Source organism: Hyphomonas sp. KY3 (assembly GCF_017309975.1).
Classification (GTDB): Bacteria; Pseudomonadota; Alphaproteobacteria; order Caulobacterales; family Hyphomonadaceae; genus Hyphomonas.
This window is the reverse complement of the sequence record NZ_CP022271.1, coordinates 2780519-2803186: the sequence shown is the minus strand read 5'-3', so window position 1 is coordinate 2803186 and position 22668 is coordinate 2780519. Positions and strand designations below refer to the sequence as shown.

Here is a 22668-nt window from a genome sequence, read left to right as displayed (position 1 = left end):
CTCCTAAAACTCTACGCTGGGCGTCGCTAACGGCCATTGGCCGAGACTTCCAGCGGTGACCATATATCGTCGTTTGCGACGGTGAATTTTCCGCCAGAGGCCCGCACCAATGCGAGGCCGCCGGCGACATCCCACCACCTGATTCCTGTTTCTTTGTATCCGTCCAGTTTCCCCTGAGCGACCCATGAGAGGGACAGGGCGGCCGAGCCAATCATCCGCACCTTGCCCCAGGCGTTCAGTGCCTCGGCATTCTTTGCCGCGGCTTCGGCATTGGAGCGTGTGGCGGCGGGGATACCTGTTGAGAGGGACGACGGGCCGCCAAGGGCCGCGCGGTCAATGCGTTCGCCGTTGCGATACAGCCCGGCTGTCTCATTCGTGTGGACAAGTTCGTCCCGGACAAAATCATATACCGCGCCCGCTAGCGGCGTCATTCCCTGACAAAGCGCAATGGAAACAGCGCACAAGGGGATTCCGCGCATGAAATTGTAGCTTCCATCCAAGGGGTCGATTACCCAATAGGGTTCATCCGGGCTCGCTGGCTCTCGGAGCCATCCACCCTCTTCAGACATGACGCCCCACGGACTATCGGAAAGCAGTCCGGCGGCCACCATTTCTTCTGATTGGCGATCTTCGGCAAGTTTCACATCTCGCGCCAGCGCGGTGTCTATTGCGGCATCTGCGAATCGTGAGCGGAGGAAGTCGCCGCTTGCCTTGGCGCTCGCCAGCAAGAGTTCGTAATTGATCACGATGGACATAGCTGGATTATCTACTCGCGTATCAATTCGGTACGGAATTCGAAGCCGTGAGGTGTTCCCTGACCTGAGGGGCTTTTGATAGGGTAGTTGCTCCCCTAGAACAAGGCGTAATGCAGGAGCAAACGGTATGACTCATTCAGGCATTCTGATTTCATGAAGCACTTCGAAAATCTTTCCGACGCACTGGTTTCAGCAGCCCGAACGGGCGCCATCTGCTCCCTCCCAACAGACCAACAGCCGGCCGATTACGATTCCGCCGAAGGCGTGCAGGACTCCTATCTGAGGGCGTTGGGACTGAAAGGCGGCCATTGGAAGCTGGGCGCAAGCAATCAGGGGTCGCGTGACGGTCTTGGGCTGGCACGGCCTTTCTCGGGACTGATCCCCTCGACGAACATGATCTCGTCGGGTGACACTCGGCCCATGACCGACTTCAGGCAGCCGGGCGCGGAATGTGAACTGGCGGTCGTCCTGGGGGCTGACCTGCCGCTGAAGCCCGGTGGATATACGCGCGCTGAGGTGCTGGATGCGGTGGCGCGGACCATTGCCGCGATCGAAGTTCCCGAAACCCGCTTCTCTGCGCTGGCAATCCATGGCGGCCTGGCGCTGGTCGCGGACAATGGTGCAGCAGGTTATGCGGTTGCCGGAGAGGGCGTAGAGGGCGCCGATAGTCTCGATGACCTTGATCGCATGGGTCGGCTGATTGTGGACGGTGTCGTGAAGGAGGAGGGTGATGTCAGGCAGCTGGTTGCGTTGCCGTCTGAATTGCTCACCGATCATGTGAATCGCATGGCAGCGAGAGGATGGGAACATCGGCGCGGCGACGTAATCCTGCTTGGGGCGCTGGCCCCGCGTGTGGGCCTTGATGGGCCTGCCAGAATTGTGGCAAGTGTCGACGGTCTTGGGGAGGCCGAGTTGCATTTCGCAGCCGGTTCGTAAGCGGGATACGCATCTCGGGACAGGAGAAAATTTCAATGAACAACACTGCCTCCGTCGCCGTGCTATCGCGTTCCTTTTCCGCGCATGAAAAGCTGACCGCTGAACTCAATCGCCGCTACAGCGACGTCACTTTGAACGACACCGGGCGCACCTTGGCGGGTGATGAACTCGTCGCCTTTCTGCAGGGCAAGTCCCACGTCGTAGTCGCGCTCGAGAAGATCACCGATGACATCCTTGCGCGGCTGCCTGATTTGAAAGTCATCGGCAAATATGGCGTAGGCCTGAACAATGTGGACCTGCATGCGTGTGAAGCCCGCGGAGTCCACGTTGGCTGGACAGGCGGCGTGAATCGCCGGTCTGTCGCGGAGCTTGTGATTGCACTCAGTATCGCCAGCCTGCGCCATGTGGTGAGGTCACATATGGAAATCGTGGGTGGTGAATTTCGTCAGATCAAGGGTCGTCAGTTGCAAGGCCGCAAAGTGGGCCTGCTGGGGTGCGGACATGTTGGTAAGGAAGTGGCGCGGCTCATGCTGGCGCTTGGCTGCGAAGTCCAGGCGCATGATATTCGCGACCTGTCGGAATTCTGTGAGGAAACTGGCGTGAAAAGCGTTTCACTGGATGAACTGGTCGAGACCAGTGAAGTCCTTTCGCTGCACGTGCCGTTCACACCTGCCACGTCGATGATCATCAATGCCGATCGCCTGGCTCGCATGCGGACTGATGCGGTACTGGTCAATACGGCGCGTGGCGGATTGGTGGACGAGGCAGCGCTGAAGCGCGCGTTGCACAATGAGAACATTGCGGCGGCTGCGTTTGACGTGTTTGAACCGGAACCCCCGACGGACATGGATCTGCTGCGACTGCCGAACTTCATCGCTACAGGCCATATTGGCGGTAGCGCTGAAGAAGCCATTTTCATGATGGGCATGGCTGCGATTGAAGGGCTAGAAAACGCCCAACCTGCATTGAGCCATATTCCAGACTATTTGCGCTAAACCGAAAGGCTTGTTGCCGCATGACCAATATCGCGATGATCCCCGCCCGCATGGGCAGCCAGCGTCTGCAAAAGAAGAACCTGGCGCCGTTGAAAGGCGTTCCGTTGATCGTGCACGCGATCCGGAAATGCCGCGAGGCGGGTGTCTTCGACCGCATCATCGTGAATTCCGAACATCCGGACTTCGGGCCGATTGCGCAAGCCGAGGGTGTTGAGTTCCATCAGCGCCCGGAGGAGCTTGGATCCAACAACGCAACGAGTGAAGACTTCGTGACAGAGTTCCTGAAGGCCAATCCCTGTGATCGCGTGTTCCAAGTACACTCGATTGCGCCATTGCTGACAACCGCTGAGGTGCGCGACTTTGTAAGTGCAATGATTGAAACCGATGTCGACGTGCTGCTCAGCGTGGTCGATGATCAGCTGGAATGCCTCTACCATGATGAGCCTGTGAACTTCACGTTTTCCGAGAAGACGAACTCGCAGGATCTCGATCCTGTTCGGAAGGTTTCCTGGTCTATCACAGGGTGGCGCTCTGCGACATTCCTCGCCGCAAAAGAGTCCGGCGGCTGCGCAACATATGCGGGCCGACGAGGCGTGTTTCCCGTCAACAAGATGGCAGGTCATGTCATCAAGACTGAGGAAGATCTGCGGATTGCAGAAGCCTTGTATGACTTCGTCCATCAAGGCGGTTCGGTTGAGGGTGACTGACGGAGTCTGTCGCCTGTTCTAGTGTGCTTCTCGGGCGATCAGGGGTTGATCCGCGTCAGAAGGCAGGGGCCGGACATGAGGTAGTCTCTGGCTCATGCGTAGTGGATTCCACGTCATCGTGCGGAGAAGATCCATCATCGAACGCTTTCTCTTCCGAACACGCCAGCGTGGGTCTGACAGGATCGCCGGTAGATCTCGCACGCCGTGCCAGGTTCCACGTAGTGTGGGTTTGAAACATCCGATCATGGCACTCCGGAAAATGAGATACACCGACAGAACGAGATGAACCGGAGCAGTTAGGACCAGCAAAGGAGTCGGCATATTCTTCGCATAGGTCCAGATGCGGTTGCGTGTTCCGTGATAGGATGAAAAGGCGCTGTGGCGACCAGAAATGGCACTGCCCGCATGGTGCACAACCGCATCCTTGAGGAAGACGCATGGCTCCCCTTCAAGCTGCAGGCGGAAGCCGATGTCGACATCTTCGCAATAACAGAAAAAGCGTTCGTCAAAGCCGCCGATACGCAGGAAAAGTTCCCGGTCATACATTGCCGCAGCGCCGCATGGACTGAAGCAGAAGCCCGTATCGGGTAGCTTGGAAGCCGGATGGCCGAAGCCACCCCGCCAAGGAATGCCGAAGATCAAATACGCATCGCCCGCGCCGTCCAGCATATCCGGGTCGTCGAGGCAGTATTGGGTCGAGGCGAACACATGGCAGCCCGCATAGCGCCGGGAGGCGGCTTGAAGCTTCTCCAGCCAGTTGGCGGACGCTGTGGCGTCCGGATTGAGCAATACGAGCCATTGCCCGCGCGCCAGATTTGCCGCCTGGTTGTTGGCCACCGCAAAACCGACATTGTCCGAATTCTTTATGAGCCTGGCTTGTGCGATACCAGAGAGATCCAACGTATCTGGCGATCCGTCGGTCGATGCATTGTCGATGACAATCAGCTCAAAGTCCTGAAGCGTCTGGGTCTTCAGCGAATCGACGGCGGCCTGCAAATACGCGCCCCCATTATAGTTCACAATGATCACAGAGAAGCTGATCGCTGAAGACTTGAAGGGCTTCGGCGCGGCGCTTGCGGGGGAAATTGATTCTGTCATACCGATTACAATTGTACGCCCCACTTCATTCCCGAAACCTTACTGGCATGTTCCCTTAACGCCGTCGACCCGAGTGCTGGAAGCCGCTCAAGAGAGGGGTATATAGTTTCATATGGAACTATATATTGATTTGCTGTACAGTCCGACCATGACAACTTCACCTGCCAAGAATCGTTACCATGACGCTCCGCGCGCCGCTGATTTCACGATCGATCAGGCGTGGGATACCTACAGCGCGGCAGAGCACGACCGCTGGGATCGGTTGTTCCTGCGTCAGCGAGAGATTGCAAAAGGCCGGGCCTCGGAAGTGGCCCTGAAAGCAATGGCAGAGCTTGAACTGTCCGCGTCAGGTATTCCGAACATGGCTGAACTGTCGGACAAGCTGGAAAAGATCACGGGATGGCGCGTTGTGCCTGTGGCGGAATTGGTGCCGGATGAGATTTTCTTTGACCATCTCGCCAATCGCCGGTTTCCGGCCGGGGCCTTTATCCGACCCGAGGCGGAGTTCGACTACCTCCAGGAGCCGGATATTTTTCACGATATTTTCGGTCATGTGCCGATGCTGGCTGACCCAGTATTCGCTGATTTCATGGAAGCCTATGGCAAAGGCGGACAGCGGGCCATGCAACTCGGCCAGTTGCACAATCTTGCGCGGCTCTACTGGTACACGGTCGAGTTCGGCCTGATCCGCGAAGCGGGCGGTCTGCGCATCTATGGCGCCGGTATTCTCTCAAGCCCCAACGAGACCGTGTTTGCGCTTGAGGATGACAGCCCCAACCGGGTCGCCTTCGACCTGCAGCGTATCATGCGCACCAAATACATCATCGACGACTTCCAGCAGACCTATTTCGTGATCGACAGCTTCGATGCCTTGCTCGACGCCTGCTACCAGGATTTCGGCGGCGTCTATGATGAGGTGAAAAACAAGCCCGACATAGAGGCTCATGAAACCCTGCCAGGCGATGCGCTGATCCATCGTGGATCGCTCGACTATTTTCGCCAGAAGGCGCAGGTCTAGCCGACGCTGAGAGCCAGAATGCGGCTGATCTGGGCATAAGGCAGGCCGCTCTCGGCATGCCAGTGATTGAAGGCTACCTGCACTTTCTTCATCGCGGATTTGGATTTGGCCTCTGGCTTATCCAGCACCTCCTCCCGTACCAGGGCGCGGCAGACATCCCCAGACGTGATCCAGGCATCCCAGCCCGAGAAGCGCAGGAAATACTGCCCCGTCGCTCCGCCAAGGCGTGAGCCGTTTGTGTTCAGGTAGCTGAGAAGCCCGGCCTGGTCGTCAACGGGCCAAGCAGAGAGGAACGCGCCGAAGCTGCCATGCGCTTTGGCGGTGTCCGCCACGAATTTCGCATTCTCAAGCGTCGCCTTGATCTTCTGGCCATTGCGCACGATACGCGTGTCCGACACGAGCTGCCCCAGCATCTCGTCGCCAAAGAAGGCGAGCCTATTTGGATCGAAGCCCTCGAAGGCCAGTTCAAACCCGTCCCATTTCGCATCAATGACTTTCCAGTTGAAGCCGGCATTGAACACGCAGCGCGTCATCGTGGCGAGATACCGGTCGTCGGGTATTTTCTTCAAGGATTTTGCCTGATGGGCATTCTGCGACATCTCAAGAACAGCGGCGCGATCTCCATGATGCTGCGCGGCGAAATCCACGATGCGGTCAAAAGGGTTCATCTGTCAGGCCTCCCATGAGCAGTCTGTCACAAGGCCCGGAAATGTCTAAGAGTCTTGACCCCATAGGGAAAAGCAGGGATCGCTGGGGGATGCATTATGTCCCCCGAATTCTCGTCACCGGCGGTGCCGGCTTTATCGGCTCCTTCCTGTGCGAGCGCCTGCTGGATACCGGGGCTGAAGTGCTCTGCGTGGACAACTTCTTCACCGGTCGGCGCACCAACGTAGCGCATCTGCTCGACAACCCCCGTTTCGAAGTGATGCGCCATGACGTGACCGTGCCGCTCTTTGTCGAAGTGGACCAGATCTACAACATGGCCTGCCCGGCGAGTCCGGTGCATTACCAGTTCGATCCGGTTCAGACGACCAAGACCAGCGTGCATGGCGCGATCAACATGCTGGGCCTGGCCAAACGGACGCGGGCCAAAATTCTTCAAGCCTCGACGTCCGAAGTGTATGGCGATCCGGAGATCCACCCCCAGACGGAAGACTATTGGGGCAATGTGAACCCGCTGGGGCCGCGTGCCTGTTATGACGAAGGCAAACGCTGTGCGGAGACGCTGTTCTTCGACTATTATCGACAGCACAAGGTCCAGATCAAAGTCGCGCGTATCTTCAACACGTATGGACCGCGCATGCATCCGAATGACGGGCGTGTGGTGTCCAACTTCATCGTTCAGGCGCTGAAGGGCGAAGACATCACGCTTTACGGCGATGGCGAACAGACCCGCAGCTTCTGCTATGTTTCGGATCTTGTTGAAGGCCTGATCCGACTGATGAATACGAGCGACGACGTGACCGGTCCGATCAATCTCGGCAATCCCGGCGAGTTCACGATCCGCCAACTCGCCGAGAAGATTATCGAGATGACCGGTGCGCGATCCAAGCTGGTGCACAAGCCACTTCCGCAAGATGACCCCCGTCAGCGCCAGCCGGACATCACCCGTGCGCGCGATACGCTCGACTGGGAACCGACGATTGCGCTGGAGGAAGGCTTGAAGCCGACGATTGCGTATTTTGACGAAGAAGTCCGGGCGATGCTGGGCTGATCCCGCATTTGCGGGCGCTTTGAGAATTTCCAGCTTCAATCTGCTCTGCCGAAGCAGGTTGTGCGCAAAGGCGCTCTCACAGGAAAATGGTGGGCCCGGCAGGATTTGAACCCGCGACCAAACCGTTATGAGCGGTCCGCTCTAACCAACTGAGCTACAGGCCCCAGCGGCCCGTTTTAGCGTGCTTCTTTGGCAAGGCAATGTGCTGTCTGCCACGCTCTTGCGAATTACGTGCGTAAATGTGGCAGATCGTTTGCATGATCATTGGACACGACCTACACGATGGAGTTGGGGACAAGTCAGGGATGTCAAAATTCATGCAAGGCAACTCAAAGCGGATTCTCGTGCCGGGGGGGGGCTGGATATATCGGCTCGCACACATGTGTCGAGTTGCTGAACCGAGGATATACGCCGGTAATTGTAGACAATTTCGTCAATTCCAGCATGGCCGCCATCGATCGGATTTGTCAGATTACGGGCGCAAATGATGTGCCGGTCATCGAAGCAGACATTCGCGACACCGAGGCCATGATAGGTGCTCTGCGCGAGCACGAATGCGAGGCCGTGATTCACTTCGCCGGCCTGAAGGCCGTTGGGGAATCGACTGCCAACCCGCTCGATTATTACAGCAATAATGTTCAGGGCTCACTCAGCCTGCTCGACGCCATGAAACAGACGGGTGTGGGACATATCGTGTTTTCGTCGTCTGCTACTGTCTATGGCACACCGGTTTCGCTGCCCTATACTGAAGACCATCCGCTGGCGCCCACCAATCCCTATGGCATGACCAAATATGCGGTTGAGCTGATGCTGAATGACCTCGTCGCATCGGGCGCAGGTATCAATGCGGGCATCCTGCGCTACTTCAACCCGATTGGTGCGCATCCCACCGGTCTGATCGGCGAGGATCCGAACGGGGTGCCGAATAATCTGATGCCGTTCGTTGCCCAGGTGGCGGTGGGGCGTCGCCCCCATCTCAACGTGTTCGGCAATGATTACGATACGCCGGACGGCACGGGTGTGCGCGACTATATCCACGTCGTTGACCTCGCCGAAGCGCATATCGTTGCGCTTGAGAAACTGCTGGAAAGTCCGGACAGTTTCACAGTCAATCTCGGGTCCGGGAACGGCTATTCGGTCCTGGATGTGGTGAAAGCGTTTGAACAGGCAAGCGGTCGGGAGATCCCGCTCAATTTCGCCGAACGCCGTGCTGGCGATTTACCTGCCTATTGGGCTGATCCCTCCTATGCGATGGAACTTCTTGGCTGGAAGACTCGTTTGACGTTGGAAGACATGTGCCGAGATCAATGGGCCTGGCAAAGCGGCAATCCGGAAGGGTATCCGCAACGCGAAGTCGGAGCCGCCTGACGCGAGTTTGACACAATGCGCTGGTAGCCATCGGTCTCGATCAATAAACCGAGGAGACAACATGCGCACTTTCCGGAATCTGTTCATCGCATCCAGCGCCTTCGCCCTGGCAGGAACCCTGTCTGCCTGTGCGCAGATGCCGTCCCACTCGGTTCCAACCGGGACGAGCCAGATGACCTACCACCCCAATTCGATCCAGCCCGAAACCACGTTGGATATTTCCGCGACCGCCAATGTGAAGCGCGCGCCGGACATTGCCTACATCACGGCCGGTGTAAACGAGGAAGCCAAGACCGCAGTTGCTGCAATGGCGGCGCAGGCTGAGGCGATGACCAGCATGATGAACGCGCTGAAGTCCGCAGGCGTCGCCGACAAGGACATGCAGACGTCGAACATCTCTCTCAATCCGGTTTACGACTATGTCGAGGAAACCGATGCCAATGGGCGTCGCAACGGCAAACAGGTTCTGCGTGGTTATTCGGCGTCAAACCAGCTGACCGTCAAAGTGACCAATCTGGATGGTTTGGGTGAAACGCTTGATAGCCTCGTTGTCGCAGGCGGTAACACGTTCTCGGGCCTGAATTTCGCGCTTGAAGATGCCAGTGATGCGCGTGACGAAGCGCGGCGCAAGGCCGTTGCGGACGCAACTGCGCGCGCTGAACTCTACGCTGAAGCTGTCGGCATGCGCGTGTCGCGCATCGTCAACATCTCCGAAAGTGGCGGGAATGAACCTTCGCCTGCACCGATGGGCAGGATGATGGCGATGCACGAATCTGCCGATATGGCATCCACGCCGATTTCAGGCGGTGAAATTGGCTATTCGGCCCAAGTAAATATCCGGTTCGAACTGACCAAGTAGGCCAATCAGACATAGCCTTCGGCGAGAAGGTCTTTCATGTCGACAATCCCGACCGGGCGTCCATCTTGCACAACGAATGCGTTGGAGATGCGATGCTCGGTCAATCTCTTGATGACTGCGGACATGCGCTCGTCGAGTGAAATCGTGCGGGGCGATGGCGTCATGATCGCGGCGGCATTTCCGGTCAGCTTTCCTGCCAGCATGGCACGTCGCAAGTCGCCGTCGGTGACCATTCCCGCAATCACGCCAGTCGCATCCAGTACGGCCACGCATCCCTTGCGGCCTTCCGAGATGGCCAGAATGACGTCTTCGACAGCCGCGGTTTCGCTGACCGATGGTATATCGTCTGTGCGACCCGCCACATAGTCGCCGGCAGTCTGGAGGGAGCGGCCAAGTTTCCCCCCCGGATGACGGAATCCGAACTCTTCCCGTGAAAAGCCTCGTCGCGCCATCAGGACTATGGTCAACGCATCACCAAGTGCGAGCGCCATGGTCGTTGAGGATGTTGGCGCGAGCCCGTTGGGGCAGGCTTCCGCAACGGTTGGCAGCGTCAGCAATACATCCGACCCCCGACCAAGCGTCGACTCTGCCGCGCGTGACATGCCGATCAGGGGTACCGAATTGGTGCGGCAATAGCGGATCAGATCGACCAGTTCGCGGCTCTCGCCCGAATAGGATATCGCGATCACGACTGAGCCTGGAACGATCATTCCCAGGTCACCATGACTGGCTTCGGTCGGATGGAGGAAGAATGAGGGCGTGCCCGTCGATGCGAGACTGGCCGCGATCTTCTGGCCGATATGTCCCGACTTGCCCACGCCAGCCACAATGATGTGCCGATCCGTGGCCATGATGAGGTCAGCGGCCTTTTCGATGGCCGTGTCCAGACCGGCTTCCAGTTGCTCAAGGGCTTCGCGTTCAATGCGAATTACATTGCGCGCAATATCGATGTCGCTTTCACGGGTCACGTCTGTTCGCTCCTGATGGCTGGAAAGCCTTCTGGGTCAGCCCGCCTGGGCTTGCAAGGGCTGCGTTTCAGATTGGAACCGTGAACTCAGGCGTTACTTCGCGATCTGCATCTGGCGCGCTTCGTATTCCGATACGCTCATGATGTGGGTCTTGGGCTGCACAAACGGCTCAACCGGAGTTTCCATCTTTGTGTGTTCGACAATTTCTGGCGTTGGCGCTGGAGCAGGTGCCGTTTCAGCCACGACCAGTTTGTCGTCATCTGCGTCACCGCCACCTTCCGCAATGATCACGCTGATGCGTTTTCCATTCAGCATTGGTTCTGCAGCATCGTTCGGGTGTACAGGCTGCAGGACGCCGGCAAAGGCGAGCTGTGTGTCATGCGCAGGATCGGTGAGCGTCGTAAATGCAGCTTCAACAAGATCCTCGACATGCGCGTTGCGAGACCGGGACGTGTTCCCGCCCAGCATGATCGCAATAATGCGGCTGCCATCGCGCTTGGCAGACGTCATCAGGTTGAATCCGGAGGCGCGGGTATAGCCAGTCTTGATGCCGTCGACGCCGTCTACTTTGCCGAGCAACTCATTATGGTTCTTGTAGGTGCGTCCCGCCCACTGGAAGCTGCTGGACGAGAAGTAATGATAATAGTCAGCATGATCGGTGAGCATCGCATCGGCCAGGATGGCCAGGTCACGCGCGGTCGTCAGCTGCTGTGTGTTGGGCAGGCCCGACGCGTTCATGAAGCGGGTATGGTTCATTCCGAGCGATTTGGCCTTCACAGTCATCAATTGGGCAAAGCGGCTTTCGGTGCGCCCGAGACGCTCAGCCACAACCACAGCGACATCATTGGCTGATTTGCTGACCAGCGCGCCAATTGCGTCGCGAACTGTCATGGTCGAGCCGGTGCGAAGCTTGAGGTTTGAAGGGGGTTGGCTCGCCGCGTGGCGCGAGACAACGAGCCGCTCATCCAGGGTGACCTCGCCGGTCTTCAGCGCGTCAAACAGCATGTAGAGGGTCATGACCTTGGTGAGGGAGGCCGGATAACGCGCTTCATCGGCATTGCGGGCATGAAGTACTTCATGAGTATCCGCATCGATCACGATGGAGGCGTACTTTTCGGCGTGAGCAGATTGGGCAAACAGGCCTGCCGCCATCAGCGCCACCGCTATAGTGAGTGCTTTCAGGACAGGTGGTAGTGCGAGCCGCATCATGTTCTCTCCAAAAATGAGTTAACCCCGGCACCCGAGGATTAAACTAGAGTCCGTCAAATCGGTTGACCACATCTTAACGCAGGCCCCAGCCTCACAAATCTGTAATCAGGTTTCAAGCCTTGCAATTTTCATGCGAATTTAAAAATGCTGCGCCGCACAATAATTGTTGCAATTGCTCGGATTTTACGCTACGTTAGGGTATCCAGCGTGAAAAGGATCCTCCCCATGGCGACAACAAAAAAGACCACTCCCAAGTCTTCTCCGAAAGCCAAAGCGGAAGCGCGTGTGGCAGATTCGGCAACAAAAATGATTGATGAAGGCATGGAACAAATGACAGGTCTCGCAGGCAAGTTCGGTGGTTATGCGGAAGGCGGCATGAAAGCCCTCGCAGAACAAGCAGCATCTTCTTCGGAAATGATGCGCACGATTGGCGCCCGCAACATGGACTTCTTTGCTCGCACGCTCGAACAGGGTGTCGAAGCCACGCAGTCGCTGACCGGCGCAAAGGATCCACGCGAAGCAATGGAAATACAGTCCGGCTTCGCCAAGAACCTTCTCTCGGCTTACACGTCCGAAGTCAGCGCACAGGCTGAACTCTGCATGTCTGCTTGGCGCGACGCGACGAAGCCGTTCATGGCTTTCGCACCCAAGTAAGCGCTTTCCTGTTTCCCGGCCAGGCTAGCGGGCTCTGGGGCGTAGAGTGGCGTAGATAATTTGAGCCGGGCCTGTTTGGCCCGGTTCTTTTTTTGCCCGGACTTTGTTCAATGTCAGATGCAGAATGCACTGGCGAAACCGTTGCGCTTGCTCCTACAGTTGTGCATGAGCGATTTTCTCGATTTCCAAACCCTTCAGCGGCCCAAGTCGCCGAACACGTATCTGGTTGCACCGGCGGGCTTTGCTGACCAGGCTAGCCCGGACGAAGAAGGCCCGATTTTCTTCTGCAGCACAGACAGTCTGTTCAGCCAGGTCGAGGCCCTTGTGGCCATGCGCAAGGACTGGAGGCTGAAGGCGCTCGACGCCCAGGCGGGTCGCATCAGCTTCATCGCGGTATCGAAACTGTTCAAATTCAAGGATGATGTGGATATTGCCATCCTGCCTTCAGACGGGAAATCCACGCTCGCAGTCTATTCTGCATCCCGCGTGGGCTATAGCGATATGGGCGCGAATGCGAAGCGCGTGAATGACCTCCTCGCCAGTCTCCAGGTGACCTGAATTCAGGCAGATTGTGCTTTTGCCGCGTATCCGCTCTTCAAAGTCGGGCAAGAACGTATATCTTGGTAACTATGAGCGGTGACCTGAACCATTCCAGCACGGATCCAATACGGCTAAATCGGCCCGGACCCGGCGACCCACCAGGGGGCGGGCAGGCTGGCGATGATGATGGGACGAATTTTGGTCTGTCCACGCAAACGCGCGTACGGACCAAGAAGCCGTCGCTCTACCGTGTGCTTCTGTTGAATGACGATTACACGCCGATGGAGTTTGTCGTCTACGTCCTGGAACATTTCTTCAATCGTTCCCGGGAACAGGCCACGCGCATCATGCTTCATGTCCACCAAAAGGGCGTGGGGTTGTGCGGTGTCTATACTTACGAAGTGGCCGAAACAAAGGTCGCGCAGGTATTGGACCTTGCCAAACGCCATGAACATCCTCTCCAATGTGTCATGGAGAAAGACGACTAGAAACACTCACTCCGGAAGGCCAGTCACTTGCCACGTTTGTCCCCCTCCCTAGAGACCGCACTCGAAAAGGCCCTGACGTTCGCATCAGAGCGTGATCATGAATATGCCACACTGGAACATTTGCTTCTGGCGCTGACGGAAGATGAGCATGCCCGCGAAGTGATGGGCGCCTGCAAGGTCAACATTGACGCCCTCAGCGCCGACCTCAGCCGATACATTGATGAAGAGCTTTCCAGCCTGACAGTGGATGAAGGCGAAGGCCGCGTTCAGCCGACCGCTGCGTTCCAGCGTGTTGTCCAACGCGCCATCCTTCACGTTGAGAGCTCGGGCCGCGACGAAGTTACCGGCGCGAATGTGCTGGTCTCGATCTTCTCTGAACGTGAAAGTCACGCTGCCTACTTCCTGCAGGAGCAGGACATGACCCGTTATGACGCGGTGAATTTCATCTCGCATGGCGTGGCCAAGCAGCCGGGCATGTCGCGCCCATCCAGTCCACGCGGCGCGGAGGCCTCGGAAGAGGAACCAGTCAAGCAGGGCCATGAGGCGCTCGACGCTTACTGTGTGAACCTGAATGACAAGGCGCGCTCCGGCAAGATCGATCCGCTGATCGGCCGGGACATGGAAGTGAACCGCTGCATTGAAGTGCTCTGCCGTCGCAGCAAGAACAATCCGATCCTCGTCGGCGATCCCGGTGTGGGCAAGACGGCGATCGCCGAAGGCCTCGCCAAGAAGATTGTGGATGGTGAAGCACCTGAAATTCTTGACGAGGCTGTTATCTGGTCGCTCGACATGGGCGCCCTGTTGGCCGGTACGCGCTATCGCGGTGATTTCGAGGAACGCCTCAAATCCGTGATGAAGGAATTGGAGCAGCAGGAAAAAGCTATCCTGTTCATTGATGAGATCCACACCATTATCGGCGCTGGGGCGACCTCCGGCGGCGCGATGGATGCGTCAAATCTGCTGAAGCCTGCGCTTCAGTCCGGTGGCCTGCGTTGCATGGGGTCGACCACCTTCAAGGAATACAAACAGCATTTTGAAAAGGACCGGGCCCTGTCGCGCCGGTTCCGCAAGATCGATGTGGTTGAGCCAACTGTTCCGGATACGATCAAGATTCTCACGGGTCTTAAATCGCGCTTCGAGGATTTCCACGGCCTGCGCTACACGAATGATGCCATCAAATCGGCAGTTGAACTCGCAGATCGCTACATCACCGACCGCAAATTGCCGGACAAGGCGATTGATGTGATCGACGAGGCTGGCGCCGCGCAGTGGTTGTTGCCTACGTCGAAACGCAAGAAGACGGTGGGGCAGAAGGATATCGAGGCTGTCGTGGCCAAGATCGCCCGCATCCCCCCCAAACAGGTTTCGACCGACGATGCAGCCGCGCTCAAATCACTGGAGACCGATTTGCAGCGGGTCGTGTTTGGCCAGAACGATGCCATCACGGCGCTTTCGGCAGCCATCAAACTCGCGCGTGCCGGCCTGCGTGAACCGAACAAGCCAATTGGCTCGTACCTGTTCACCGGTCCAACCGGCGTCGGCAAGACCGAAGTTGCCAAACAACTCGCCTCCATCATGGGCGTCGAGATGCTGCGCTTCGACATGTCGGAATATATGGAGCGTCACACCGTTTCTCGTCTCATCGGCGCGCCTCCGGGCTATGTCGGCTATGATGAGGGCGGCCTGCTGACCGATGGCGTCGACCAGCATCCGCACTGCGTGCTGCTGCTCGACGAAATCGAGAAGGCACATCCGGACCTGTTCAACATCCTGCTTCAGGTCATGGACAATGGCACACTGACGGACGCCAATGGCCGCAAGGTAGACTTCCGGAATGTCATCCTGATCATGACGACCAATGCCGGGGCATCGGATGCTTCGAAGAACTCCATCGGCTTTGGCCGTGGCAAGAAGGACGACGAGCAGGAAGAAGCGCTCAAGCGTCTGTTCACGCCGGAATTCCGTAACCGTCTTGATGCGACGATCACTTTCGGCGGCCTTACGCCAGAGATTATTGATCGTGTGGTCGAGAAGTTCATTCTTCAGCTCGAAGTCCAGCTGGAAGATCGCAACGTCTCCATCGAGATCACCAAGCCTGCACGCGACTGGCTCGCCAAGCGCGGCTTCGACGCCGACATGGGCGCCCGGCCGCTGGCGCGGACGATCCAGGAACACGTCAAGAAGCCGATGGCGGAAGAACTCCTGTTCGGCTCGCTCCAGAAGGGCGGCGTGGTCAAGATCGACATCGACAAGAAGGACGAGGAAAAGCTCGCCTTCAAATATGTTGCCGAGAAGCCGAAGAAGAAGCCTGTCGCCAAGAAAGGCTCTGCTGAAGAGCCAGCCTAGAATACTGGCAGTATGATTTCAGAAATGCCCGCAACGTCCTGTTGCGGGCATTTCTTTGCCTGCGATCTGAAGACGGTGGCCGAAGTCGCATCAACCTTGTGCAGGAACATGCTGTTTTCGAAGGAAATTCGCTGATCGCGTTCGGATTGTCACAATGGTCCACTAGGAGTAACGCTACGGCAAGCATGGTCTAGAGGTGACGAGATGACCGATGCGATTTTGACGACGGGATCGGCCACCACGGCGCCAGCGCAGAAGGCGGCGCGGTTAGTGCATATCGATGGGGCGCGGGGCTATTTGCTCATTGCCATGTTCATCGCACACTTCAATTTCACGCACTGGACGCCTGTGATCCGGTTTCATCACGGGAATTTCTCGCCTGTCTGGGATGGCGAGTTTTTTGTTCTCTTGTCCGGTTTTGTCTGCGCGCTGAGCTATCTTCGGCCCTTCTCCAAAGGCGGTATGGTCGCCTGCGAACTGGCCGTTTTGAAGCGGCTACGCTGGGTCTATCTCTATCAGATCATCGTCGCACTCTCGATGCTGTACCTGTTTGTGTCGGCCTGGCCGATGCGGCTGGATTCCCAATATGTACCAGACCTCGAAACACCGCTGTTCGTGCAGAGCCTTCAGGTTTTCACCTTCGCCAAGCAGCCGCTCTATCTCGGCATTCTGATCCTTTACATGATGCTGATGCTGTTCATTCCGGTCGGGCTTTGGTTGCTGGAGACAAAGCGGACGCGCCTGTTCTTCGGAATTCTTGCGGCCTGCTGGCTGGTTGCTGCGGCGGGTTTCGATCAAGCGGTATTGGGCTGGATCTTCGCGCATGTTTTCGACACGCGGCCTTTCCTGTCTCTGACGGGTATCTTCAATCCCTTGTCCTACGCGGTCATTTTCTATGGCGGATTCTATCTCGGCTACCGGTACAAGACGGAAGGCTGGGACCATTTCAAATCCAGCATTCTGCCCACGAGCTATCCGGTCTTCTACGCGGCGCTTGCCATCACAGTGGCCTTTGCAGCTGCGGAAGCCGGGCGAGGCATGCTTGGGTCGCCTGAATGGCTGGTTGAGCCAAAGCGCCGGAATGTGTCTGGCATCGGCCTGATCAGTCTCGCTGCGATCTCGTATATCTTCTACTTCCTGCTGAACCGGGAAGACTTGGCAAAGCCCCTTATGTGGGCGCGGGCTGTGGTGGATTCTGTGTTGAGATTCCCGCCTCTGGTAATGGTTGGCCGGAATTCCCTGTTCGTGTATAGCGGCCATGTCGTGGCGGTCTTTACGGCCAGCTACTTCATTCTCTCCAACGGGTTTGAAGACAATCGGATTGTGGTGATGGTTGTCCAGATCTGCGCTCTGGCAGCTTTGCTTGGCGCGGCGCGCCTGAAGAAACGCTACCTCCCGGCCCTGCCATAGGGCTTGCCTTCCCGTGGGGAGGGCGCATCACACTGGCATCAATAATATCCTCGGGAGGGAACACATGTCAGGATCCATTGGCGGGGCGTGCGAGTCAAAATTCGCCGCCGTGAAGGAAGAATTCGAACGCAACTTTGCAGAGCGTGGAGAGGTTGGCGCCTCGGTCTGCCTGTCAGTGAATGGCGAAACGCAGGTGGACCTCTGGGGCGGCATGGCAAACCCGGAAACTGGTGATGCCTGGCGTGAGGATACGATCTCCATCGTCTTTTCCTGTTCCAAGGCCGCCACCGCGCTGTGCGCCCATATCCTGATCGACCGGGGTGAGCTGAATCCCGAGGCGCTGGTCGCCGACTACTGGCCGAAGTTTGCCAAGAACGGCAAAGAGAAGACCACGGTTCGCATGATGCTGAACCATGAAAGCGCGCTGCCGACCCTGCGCGACCCGGTCCGGCCAGACGGGTTCGAAGACTGGGACTACATGATCCAGCGACTGGAAGATGAGGAAGCCTTCTGGGAACCGGGCACACGCAATGGCTACCACATGATCAATTTCGGCTGGACGGTGGGCGAACTGGTCCGCCGCGTGTCCGGCAAGTCGCTCGGCACCTTCTTCCGCGAGGAAGTGGCCGACAAGACCGGCGCGCGCTTCTGGCTGGGCCTGCCCGAGACCGAAGACGTTCACATCGCGCCGATCATTCCGTATGCGCCGAAGCCGGACGATGTTCCAACCGAGTTTGCCATCAAGCTGGTGACCGAGCCGGAATCCATCCAGCACAAGAGCTTCATGAACAATGGCGGCTGGGATTTCAATAACCGCAAGTCGCAAGCCGCTGAAATCGGCGGCGGGGGCGGCCTCTCGAACGCGCGCGGGCAGGTGGCGATGTATACGCCATTGGCAACCGATGACGGCACGCTCGTCTCGTCTGATCGCTTGAAGGCCATGAGCATGGTGACAACGGCGACGCAACGCGATGCGACGCTTCTGGTCCCGACCCGGTTCGGCCCGGGCTTCATGAAGTCCATGGATAATCGCGCGCTGAACCTCGGCCCCGGCACCAGCGTCATCATGGGCGAGCAGGCCTTCGGCCATGTCGGCGCAGGCGGCTCCATCGGTTTCGCCGATCCCGAAGCGGGCCTCGCCTTCAGCTACACGATGAACCAGATGGGCAGCGGCATTCTCGTGAATGACCGCGCGCAAAGCCTGATCGATGCGGCCTATCGCGCGCTCGGCTATCGCACCAATGCACCTGGCGTATGGGTGAAGTAAGCCGCGACCTGATCAGCCATCGTCGCTGGCTTCGCCAATCCCGCCGACCTGGAGCATGCCTTCCTTGGCGGCTTGCGCCCGTGCGACGCCTTCGCTGCGCGCGGGCGGAGCCATGATTTCCGGCGGGTCGGTTTCCTGAAGGTAGACGGTGCGGCTCGGAAAGGCGAAGCCCGTGCCCGCCTTTTCGATAATGTCCATCACGGCGACGGCGAACTCTTCCTTGATCTCCAGCCACTCGCCCCAATTCTTCGTGTGGGTGAAAGTGTAGATCAGGAAGTCGATGGAGCTGGCATTGAAGCTGTCCACGCGGACGAACAGTGCGGCTTCCGGCGGCTTGGCGAACCGGTCATCATTCCAGAGCCAGGCCTCGATTTCGTCGCGGATAAATTTCAGCTGGTCCACGGTCGTGCGGTATTCCACGCCGACCACCCATTTGATGCGCCGGTGCGTCATGCGCGAGAAATTGGTCACGGCCGCATCTGACAGTGCGCTGTTGGGAACATAGACCGGGCTCTTGTCGAACCGGCGGATCAATGTCGAACGGAAATTGATCTTCTCGACCGTTCCTTCGACCACACCGTCTGCCTTGACCCACTCGCCGGGAATGAAACGCTTCTCTGAAATGATCAGCAAGCCGGAGATAAGGTTCTTGAACAAGTCCTGCGCGCCGAGGCCGACGGCGATGCCAAGCACGCCAAGGCCGGCCAGCAGGGGCGCGATCTGGATTCCCCATTGCTCCGCCACGGCGCCGAGACCCAGTACGATCAAGATGATCTGCAACGCCTTGACCATCCAGTCGACGGCGGCGGGCGACAGGGCGTCTCTCAGACCCGCGAACAGATATTCGAAGGCATGCACCGCGCGAGACAGCGTCCAGAATACGGCAAGCGTGATGATCGAGCGCAGAATGCGAGTCGCGTAGATTTCCGCCTCGCCGGAAATATTGGTCACCTGCAGCGCGATATAGATACCGATGATGACCGGGACGATCTTGAGCGGCGTCGCGATGGATTGAACGAGCGCGTCATCAAAGCCCGACTTGGTGCCGGACGCCAGGCGCATGATGGTCTTCACGATCAGCCGTGCGAACAGGCCGCGGATCATCAGCGCGATCATGATGATCACAACAGCGATGGTGATCTCGCCATAGGTCAGACCATAAGCGCCATCATTCCAGATGTTTCCGATGAAGGTTGCGGACTCGCGCGCCCAGTCGGGGGCATTCTGCTCAAACCAGCTCGAAGATTGTGTCAGGGCCATGCGGCGCTCCATCTGTTTCATCCGGTCGCGACCGGGCCTGTGGAGTGCCGTTTGCTAATCTGTGTTATGCGGCCTGTGAAGGGTTGGGGGTCAGCCCTTGATGTCGCGCCACTCGCCGGGGGCAAGGCCATTCAGGGTCCAGTCGCCGATTTGCGCGCGCACAAGGCGCAAGGTTGGATGCCCGACTGCGGCGGTCATGCGCCGGACCTGTCGGTTGCGGCCTTCGATAATGGTCAGTTCGATCCAGCAATCTGGTACCGATTTTCGAAACCGGATTGGCGGGTCGCGCGGCCAGAGATCTCCTGGCTCGTCCATCCGTCTCACCTTTGCAGGAGCGGTGCGACCATCATTCAGGTCTACGCCGGAGCGGAGGGCCTGCAATGCCTTGTCATCCGGAATACCCTCGATCTGGGCCCAGTAGACCTTGGCCATCTTGGCTTTCGGATCGGAAATGCGGGCCTGCAGCTTGCCGTCATCGGTCAGGAGCAACAGGCCCTCACTATCCCGGTCGAGCCGACCAGCGGGATAGACACGTGGGACGTCCATATAGTCTGACAGCGTCTCACGCGAGCTCGCCAGCGTACTCTTGTCGGTGAATTGGGAGAGCACATTGAACGGTTTGTTGAAGGCGATAAGGCGGGTCATGCGTCAGGGCCTTCGGGCAACAGGCCGAGCGCGGATGCGGCGGCGGGTGTTCGGATCCAGATCCAGTCACCAATCCCTTCGCTGGTGCCGCCAGGCTCGTCCGTCTCGATCCAGCCCATTGCACGGTAAAACGTGCGGGCAGTGGTGTTGGACGTATTGCATTTCAGCGAGAGCGCACTGCCATAGCGCATCATTGTTGCAACCATCAGCGACCGACCAATGCCGTGGCGGTGATAGGCCGGGTCGATGAAGAAATGATGCAGGAAGTGGTCGGGGTCCCAGACGCTCGAAAAGCCGACCGGCCGGTCATCCTTTTCTGCAACCAAAATGCTCTCGCCAGCCGTTTGGCGGTCAAACTCGGCGGCATCAACGCGTTCGATGCCAGCCAGCGGGAATACGTCACGGCTCGCCCGATAGAGGATGGTAGCAAGAGCCTCCCGGTCTGATGCTACAGCCTCCCTGATCACGCGTTCACGACCTCATGCAGGGATTTCAACGTGCTGAGCAGGCCTTCGGCTGACGAGATCGGCAGGCAGCTCGGTCCATCGCACAGGGCCTTGTCCGGGTCGGTATGGAATTCGAGGAAGACGCCATCAGCGCCGGCGGCAATGGCCGACTTGGCGATGATGGCCACGCCGTCGCGTCGCCCGCCGGTGGACGCGCCGCCCGTGCGCGGGTCGGCGCCTGGAAGCTGGACAGCATGGGTCGCGTCGATGGTCACCGGGCAGCCGAGCTTCTGCATCTCGGGAATGCCGAGCATGTCGACGACTAGATTGTTGTAGCCAAAGCTGGAGCCGCGCTCGCACAGGATCACGCCGACATCTGCGGCTTCACCGATCTTGGAGACGATGTTCTTTGTATCCCACGGTGCGATGAACTGGGCTTTCTTGACCTGGATGATCCCGCCCGCTGCGGCAGTGGCCTTGGCGGTGGCGACAACCAGATCAGTCTGGCGGCACAGGAAAGCCGGGATCTGGACGATGTCAGCGACCTCTGCGACGGCTTCGGCCTGACCGGCTTCATGCAGATCGGTGCAGATCGGCACGCCGAGCTTGGCCTTCACGCTGGCCAGCATTTTCAGGCCATTCTCAAGCCCGGGGCCGCGAAACGACTTGATCGAGGAACGGTTCGCCTTGTCGAAGCTGGCCTTGAAGACATAGGGCAGGCCCAATTGTTCGCAAACGCGCTTCAGCTCGGTGCCAACTTCAAGGGAAAGGCCCTCGTCTTCGAGGACGTTGAGGCCCGCGATGACAGAAAGCGGTTTGCCGGTGCCGATGGTCCAGCCGGAAGTCTTGTGGGTCAGCACGTTCATCTGGGTCTCTCCGCTCAGGTGTTTTTCCAGCAAATAGCGTTGTTTCAGGCAAAAGGTAAGTCGGAGCGTTCATGCCGTTTCCATAAACAAAGAAGCCGCCCTCTGGGGCGGCTTCCGTGAGTCCTCGGGACCCAACAAGTCTGGCAGCGTTTCAGCGTGCCTTCAAATATCTCTATGCGCCGACAGGAGGCTGCTCCGGCCGGGCACCACAGGATATAAACTTGTTGTTCCCTCTGGTTTTCTCACTCGACATGAATCACCTCCTTTCAAGCGTGCAACAGGCACGAACTTTGTCCAGAACCGTTCCGGACGAATCAAAGTTAAGCATGATTTGCGCCATTACAAAGTTAACTTCGCGGCTTTTTTGAATGACTGTTTCATGACGCACAAAAAACGCCCGGACCTTGGGCCCGGGCGCATTCAATTTTCATACGCTGATCATGTGTCAATCATAGGCCAGCGCGCCGACAACCAGTCCGATGATGGCCCCCGTCGCGACGGAGGCGAGAATCGCGTCTCCGCTATGATGGTCCCGCGCCCAGTAGTGTCCGGGTGGCGGCGCGTAGAGGCCGTAGGTGTGATAGTCGCGGATATAGACCGTATGCTGGTGCGGGCGATACCAGCCACCGACATGGTAGCGCGGTTGGTAGCCACGACGATAATAGGGTCCATAAGCCCGGCTGTAGCGCACATAATTGTGACGGGGCGGTGCATAATGGCGATGCGAACGCGCGGGCGCGCGATAGACATGGCGCGGCGCGGGGCGGTAGTCGCGGCGCGGGGCATGGTGGCCGCGATTGTAATGGCCTCTATGATTGTGGCCATTATTATAGCCTCGATTGCCACGATTATGGTCACCGCGGTGCCCATTGTCGCGTCGACCATTGTCCCGGTGTCCCCGGTCTCCACCGCGATGGCCGCCATCATGATAACCGCCGCCGCGATTGTGATCGCCGCGTCCCCGTTCTGCATAGGCAGCGGGAGCGGCAAGAAGTCCGATCGTGGCCGTCGTGGCCACCAATGTAGTGAGTGTCTTGAACAGCTTCATATCGGGCAAAGCCTCCGAAGATTGGCCCCTTGGAAACCGTTTCCGGGGCAGCCATTTCCCGCATCCTGCGG

General features: G+C 58.2%; 22 protein-coding genes, 1 tRNA gene and 1 pseudogene. 13 read left to right on the top strand and 11 right to left on the bottom strand.

The genetic code is table 11. The annotated features are described in order from the left end of the window. Positions 1-26 precede the first annotated feature (26 nt). A complete protein-coding gene (locus tag CFA77_RS13465) occupies positions 27-755 on the bottom strand; it encodes an inositol monophosphatase (RefSeq protein ID WP_206991126.1) in 729 nt (242 codons plus the stop codon). 153 nt (positions 756-908) lie between these two features. Between CFA77_RS13465 and CFA77_RS13460 the strand changes: the two genes are divergently transcribed. From CFA77_RS13460 to CFA77_RS13450, 3 genes are read left to right on the top strand one after another with little or no spacing between them, the layout of a single operon-like run. Beyond that, complete coding sequence (locus CFA77_RS13460; RefSeq protein WP_206991125.1) at positions 909-1691, top strand: 2-keto-4-pentenoate hydratase; 783 nt, start codon at positions 909-911, stop codon at positions 1689-1691. A gap of 35 nt (positions 1692-1726) precedes the next feature. Further along, positions 1727-2686, top strand: coding sequence for a phosphoglycerate dehydrogenase (locus tag CFA77_RS13455; RefSeq protein WP_206991124.1), 960 nt, complete (start codon positions 1727-1729; stop codon positions 2684-2686). 20 nt (positions 2687-2706) lie between these two features. Beyond that, a complete protein-coding gene (locus CFA77_RS13450) occupies positions 2707-3393 on the top strand; it encodes a cytidylyltransferase domain-containing protein (RefSeq protein WP_206991123.1) in 687 nt (228 codons plus the stop codon). Between the two features lie 18 nt (positions 3394-3411). Here CFA77_RS13450 and CFA77_RS13445 read toward each other — a convergent pair whose 3' ends face one another. Continuing rightward, entirely contained in the window at positions 3412-4491 is a 1080-nt protein-coding gene (locus CFA77_RS13445) for a glycosyltransferase family 2 protein (protein WP_206991122.1), read from the bottom strand. Between the two features lie 148 nt (positions 4492-4639). Here CFA77_RS13445 and phhA point away from each other — a divergent pair, with 148 nt between their 5' ends. Further along, entirely contained in the window at positions 4640-5509 is an 870-nt protein-coding gene (gene phhA, locus CFA77_RS13440) for a phenylalanine 4-monooxygenase (protein ID WP_206991121.1), read from the top strand. Here the strand turns inward: phhA and CFA77_RS13435 are convergent. Beyond that, positions 5506-6177: a DNA-3-methyladenine glycosylase I gene (locus CFA77_RS13435; protein WP_206991120.1), complete on the bottom strand. Its 672-nt coding sequence runs from the start codon at positions 6175-6177 to the stop codon at positions 5506-5508. The genes phhA and CFA77_RS13435 overlap by 4 nt on opposite strands. 89 nt (positions 6178-6266) lie before the next feature. Between CFA77_RS13435 and CFA77_RS13430 the strand changes: the two genes are divergently transcribed. Further along, positions 6267-7223 carry a UDP-glucuronic acid decarboxylase family protein gene (locus CFA77_RS13430; protein WP_034810955.1) on the top strand — a complete coding sequence of 319 codons (957 nt, stop codon included), beginning with the start codon at positions 6267-6269 and terminating at the stop codon, positions 7221-7223. Positions 7224-7310: 87 nt separating this feature from the next. Here the strand turns inward: CFA77_RS13430 and CFA77_RS13425 are convergent. Beyond that, a tRNA-Ile gene (locus CFA77_RS13425) sits at positions 7311-7387 on the bottom strand. A 187-nt stretch (positions 7388-7574) separates the two neighbouring features. Here CFA77_RS13425 and galE point away from each other — a divergent pair. Next, positions 7575-8591: pseudogene (gene galE / locus CFA77_RS13420) on the top strand (UDP-glucose 4-epimerase GalE); the annotation flags it as partial. A gap of 61 nt (positions 8592-8652) precedes the next feature. Further along, complete coding sequence (locus CFA77_RS13415; RefSeq protein WP_206991119.1) at positions 8653-9450, top strand: SIMPL domain-containing protein; 798 nt, start codon at positions 8653-8655, stop codon at positions 9448-9450. Between the two features lie 5 nt (positions 9451-9455). Here the strand turns inward: CFA77_RS13415 and CFA77_RS13410 are convergent, their stop codons facing one another. Continuing rightward, positions 9456-10418 carry an SIS domain-containing protein gene (locus CFA77_RS13410; protein WP_206991118.1) on the bottom strand — a complete coding sequence of 321 codons (963 nt, stop codon included), beginning with the start codon at positions 10416-10418 and terminating at the stop codon, positions 9456-9458. A gap of 93 nt (positions 10419-10511) precedes the next feature. Next, the gene (locus CFA77_RS13405) at positions 10512-11627 is read right to left on the bottom strand and encodes a D-alanyl-D-alanine carboxypeptidase family protein (RefSeq protein ID WP_242517370.1); all 1116 of its coding nucleotides are present in this window, start codon (positions 11625-11627) and stop codon (positions 10512-10514) included. Between the two features lie 225 nt (positions 11628-11852). Here CFA77_RS13405 and CFA77_RS13400 point away from each other — a divergent pair, with 225 nt between their 5' ends. From CFA77_RS13400 to CFA77_RS13375, 6 genes are all read left to right on the top strand, one after another. Further along, positions 11853-12281 carry a phasin family protein gene (locus tag CFA77_RS13400; protein ID WP_206991117.1) on the top strand — a complete coding sequence of 143 codons (429 nt, stop codon included), beginning with the start codon at positions 11853-11855 and terminating at the stop codon, positions 12279-12281. Positions 12282-12446: 165 nt separating this feature from the next. After that, the gene (locus tag CFA77_RS13395; protein ID WP_206991116.1) at positions 12447-12839 is read left to right on the top strand and encodes a DUF1499 domain-containing protein; all 393 of its coding nucleotides are present in this window, start codon (positions 12447-12449) and stop codon (positions 12837-12839) included. A 71-nt stretch (positions 12840-12910) separates the two neighbouring features. After that, entirely contained in the window at positions 12911-13309 is a 399-nt protein-coding gene (gene clpS / locus CFA77_RS13390) for an ATP-dependent Clp protease adapter ClpS (protein ID WP_206991115.1), read from the top strand. 27 nt (positions 13310-13336) lie between these two features. After that, positions 13337-15655, top strand: coding sequence for an ATP-dependent Clp protease ATP-binding subunit ClpA (gene clpA / locus CFA77_RS13385; RefSeq protein WP_034810967.1), 2319 nt, complete (start codon positions 13337-13339; stop codon positions 15653-15655). 204 nt (positions 15656-15859) lie between these two features. Then, positions 15860-17065: an OpgC domain-containing protein gene (opgC, locus tag CFA77_RS13380; protein ID WP_206991114.1), complete on the top strand. Its 1206-nt coding sequence runs from the start codon at positions 15860-15862 to the stop codon at positions 17063-17065. Positions 17066-17129: 64 nt separating this feature from the next. Next, complete coding sequence (locus tag CFA77_RS13375) at positions 17130-18332, top strand: serine hydrolase domain-containing protein (protein ID WP_206991113.1); 1203 nt, start codon at positions 17130-17132, stop codon at positions 18330-18332. A gap of 12 nt (positions 18333-18344) precedes the next feature. On the opposite strand, the gene CFA77_RS13370 is transcribed toward CFA77_RS13375, so the two are convergent. From CFA77_RS13370 to CFA77_RS13350, 5 genes are all read right to left on the bottom strand, one after another. After that, positions 18345-19592 (bottom strand): mechanosensitive ion channel family protein, encoded by a 1248-nt coding sequence (locus CFA77_RS13370; RefSeq protein WP_206991112.1) that lies wholly within the window; start codon positions 19590-19592, stop codon positions 18345-18347. Between the two features lie 90 nt (positions 19593-19682). Next, positions 19683-20237, bottom strand: a complete 555-nt coding sequence (locus CFA77_RS13365; protein WP_206991111.1) for a pseudouridine synthase — start codon at positions 20235-20237, stop codon at positions 19683-19685. Continuing rightward, complete coding sequence (locus CFA77_RS13360) at positions 20234-20704, bottom strand: GNAT family N-acetyltransferase (RefSeq protein ID WP_051607448.1); 471 nt, start codon at positions 20702-20704, stop codon at positions 20234-20236. Before CFA77_RS13360 ends, CFA77_RS13365 begins: the two co-directional genes overlap by 4 nt. Continuing rightward, positions 20701-21549, bottom strand: coding sequence for a 3-deoxy-8-phosphooctulonate synthase (kdsA, locus tag CFA77_RS13355; RefSeq protein WP_206991110.1), 849 nt, complete (start codon positions 21547-21549; stop codon positions 20701-20703). Before kdsA ends, CFA77_RS13360 begins: the two co-directional genes overlap by 4 nt. 445 nt (positions 21550-21994) lie before the next feature. Then, positions 21995-22597 (bottom strand): RcnB family protein, encoded by a 603-nt coding sequence (locus CFA77_RS13350; RefSeq protein WP_206991109.1) that lies wholly within the window; start codon positions 22595-22597, stop codon positions 21995-21997. Positions 22598-22668 lie beyond the last annotated feature (71 nt).

Excerpts from the sequence above, each read along its gene's own strand:
- CFA77_RS13465 (WP_206991126.1), bottom strand. The coding sequence starts at position 755 with ATGTCCATCGTGATCAATTACGAACTCTTGCTGGCGAGCGCCAAGGCA.
- CFA77_RS13460 (WP_206991125.1), top strand. The coding sequence starts at position 909 with ATGAAGCACTTCGAAAATCTTTCCGACGCACTGGTTTCAGCAGCCCGA.
- CFA77_RS13455 (WP_206991124.1), top strand. The coding sequence starts at position 1,727 with ATGAACAACACTGCCTCCGTCGCCGTGCTATCGCGTTCCTTTTCCGCG.
- CFA77_RS13450 (WP_206991123.1), top strand. The coding sequence starts at position 2,707 with ATGACCAATATCGCGATGATCCCCGCCCGCATGGGCAGCCAGCGTCTG.
- CFA77_RS13445 (WP_206991122.1), bottom strand. The coding sequence starts at position 4,491 with ATGACAGAATCAATTTCCCCCGCAAGCGCCGCGCCGAAGCCCTTCAAG.
- phhA (WP_206991121.1), top strand. The coding sequence starts at position 4,640 with ATGACAACTTCACCTGCCAAGAATCGTTACCATGACGCTCCGCGCGCC.
- CFA77_RS13435 (WP_206991120.1), bottom strand. The coding sequence starts at position 6,177 with ATGAACCCTTTTGACCGCATCGTGGATTTCGCCGCGCAGCATCATGGA.
- CFA77_RS13430 (WP_034810955.1), top strand. The coding sequence starts at position 6,267 with ATGCATTATGTCCCCCGAATTCTCGTCACCGGCGGTGCCGGCTTTATC.
- CFA77_RS13415 (WP_206991119.1), top strand. The coding sequence starts at position 8,653 with ATGCGCACTTTCCGGAATCTGTTCATCGCATCCAGCGCCTTCGCCCTG.
- CFA77_RS13405 (WP_242517370.1), bottom strand. The coding sequence starts at position 11,627 with ATGATGCGGCTCGCACTACCACCTGTCCTGAAAGCACTCACTATAGCG.
- CFA77_RS13400 (WP_206991117.1), top strand. The coding sequence starts at position 11,853 with ATGGCGACAACAAAAAAGACCACTCCCAAGTCTTCTCCGAAAGCCAAA.
- CFA77_RS13395 (WP_206991116.1), top strand. The coding sequence starts at position 12,447 with ATGAGCGATTTTCTCGATTTCCAAACCCTTCAGCGGCCCAAGTCGCCG.
- clpS (WP_206991115.1), top strand. The coding sequence starts at position 12,911 with ATGAGCGGTGACCTGAACCATTCCAGCACGGATCCAATACGGCTAAAT.
- opgC (WP_206991114.1), top strand. The coding sequence starts at position 15,860 with ATGACCGATGCGATTTTGACGACGGGATCGGCCACCACGGCGCCAGCG.
- CFA77_RS13375 (WP_206991113.1), top strand. The coding sequence starts at position 17,130 with ATGTCAGGATCCATTGGCGGGGCGTGCGAGTCAAAATTCGCCGCCGTG.
- CFA77_RS13370 (WP_206991112.1), bottom strand. The coding sequence starts at position 19,592 with ATGGCCCTGACACAATCTTCGAGCTGGTTTGAGCAGAATGCCCCCGAC.
- CFA77_RS13365 (WP_206991111.1), bottom strand. The coding sequence starts at position 20,237 with ATGACCCGCCTTATCGCCTTCAACAAACCGTTCAATGTGCTCTCCCAA.
- kdsA (WP_206991110.1), bottom strand. The coding sequence starts at position 21,549 with ATGAACGTGCTGACCCACAAGACTTCCGGCTGGACCATCGGCACCGGC.
- CFA77_RS13350 (WP_206991109.1), bottom strand. The coding sequence starts at position 22,597 with ATGAAGCTGTTCAAGACACTCACTACATTGGTGGCCACGACGGCCACG.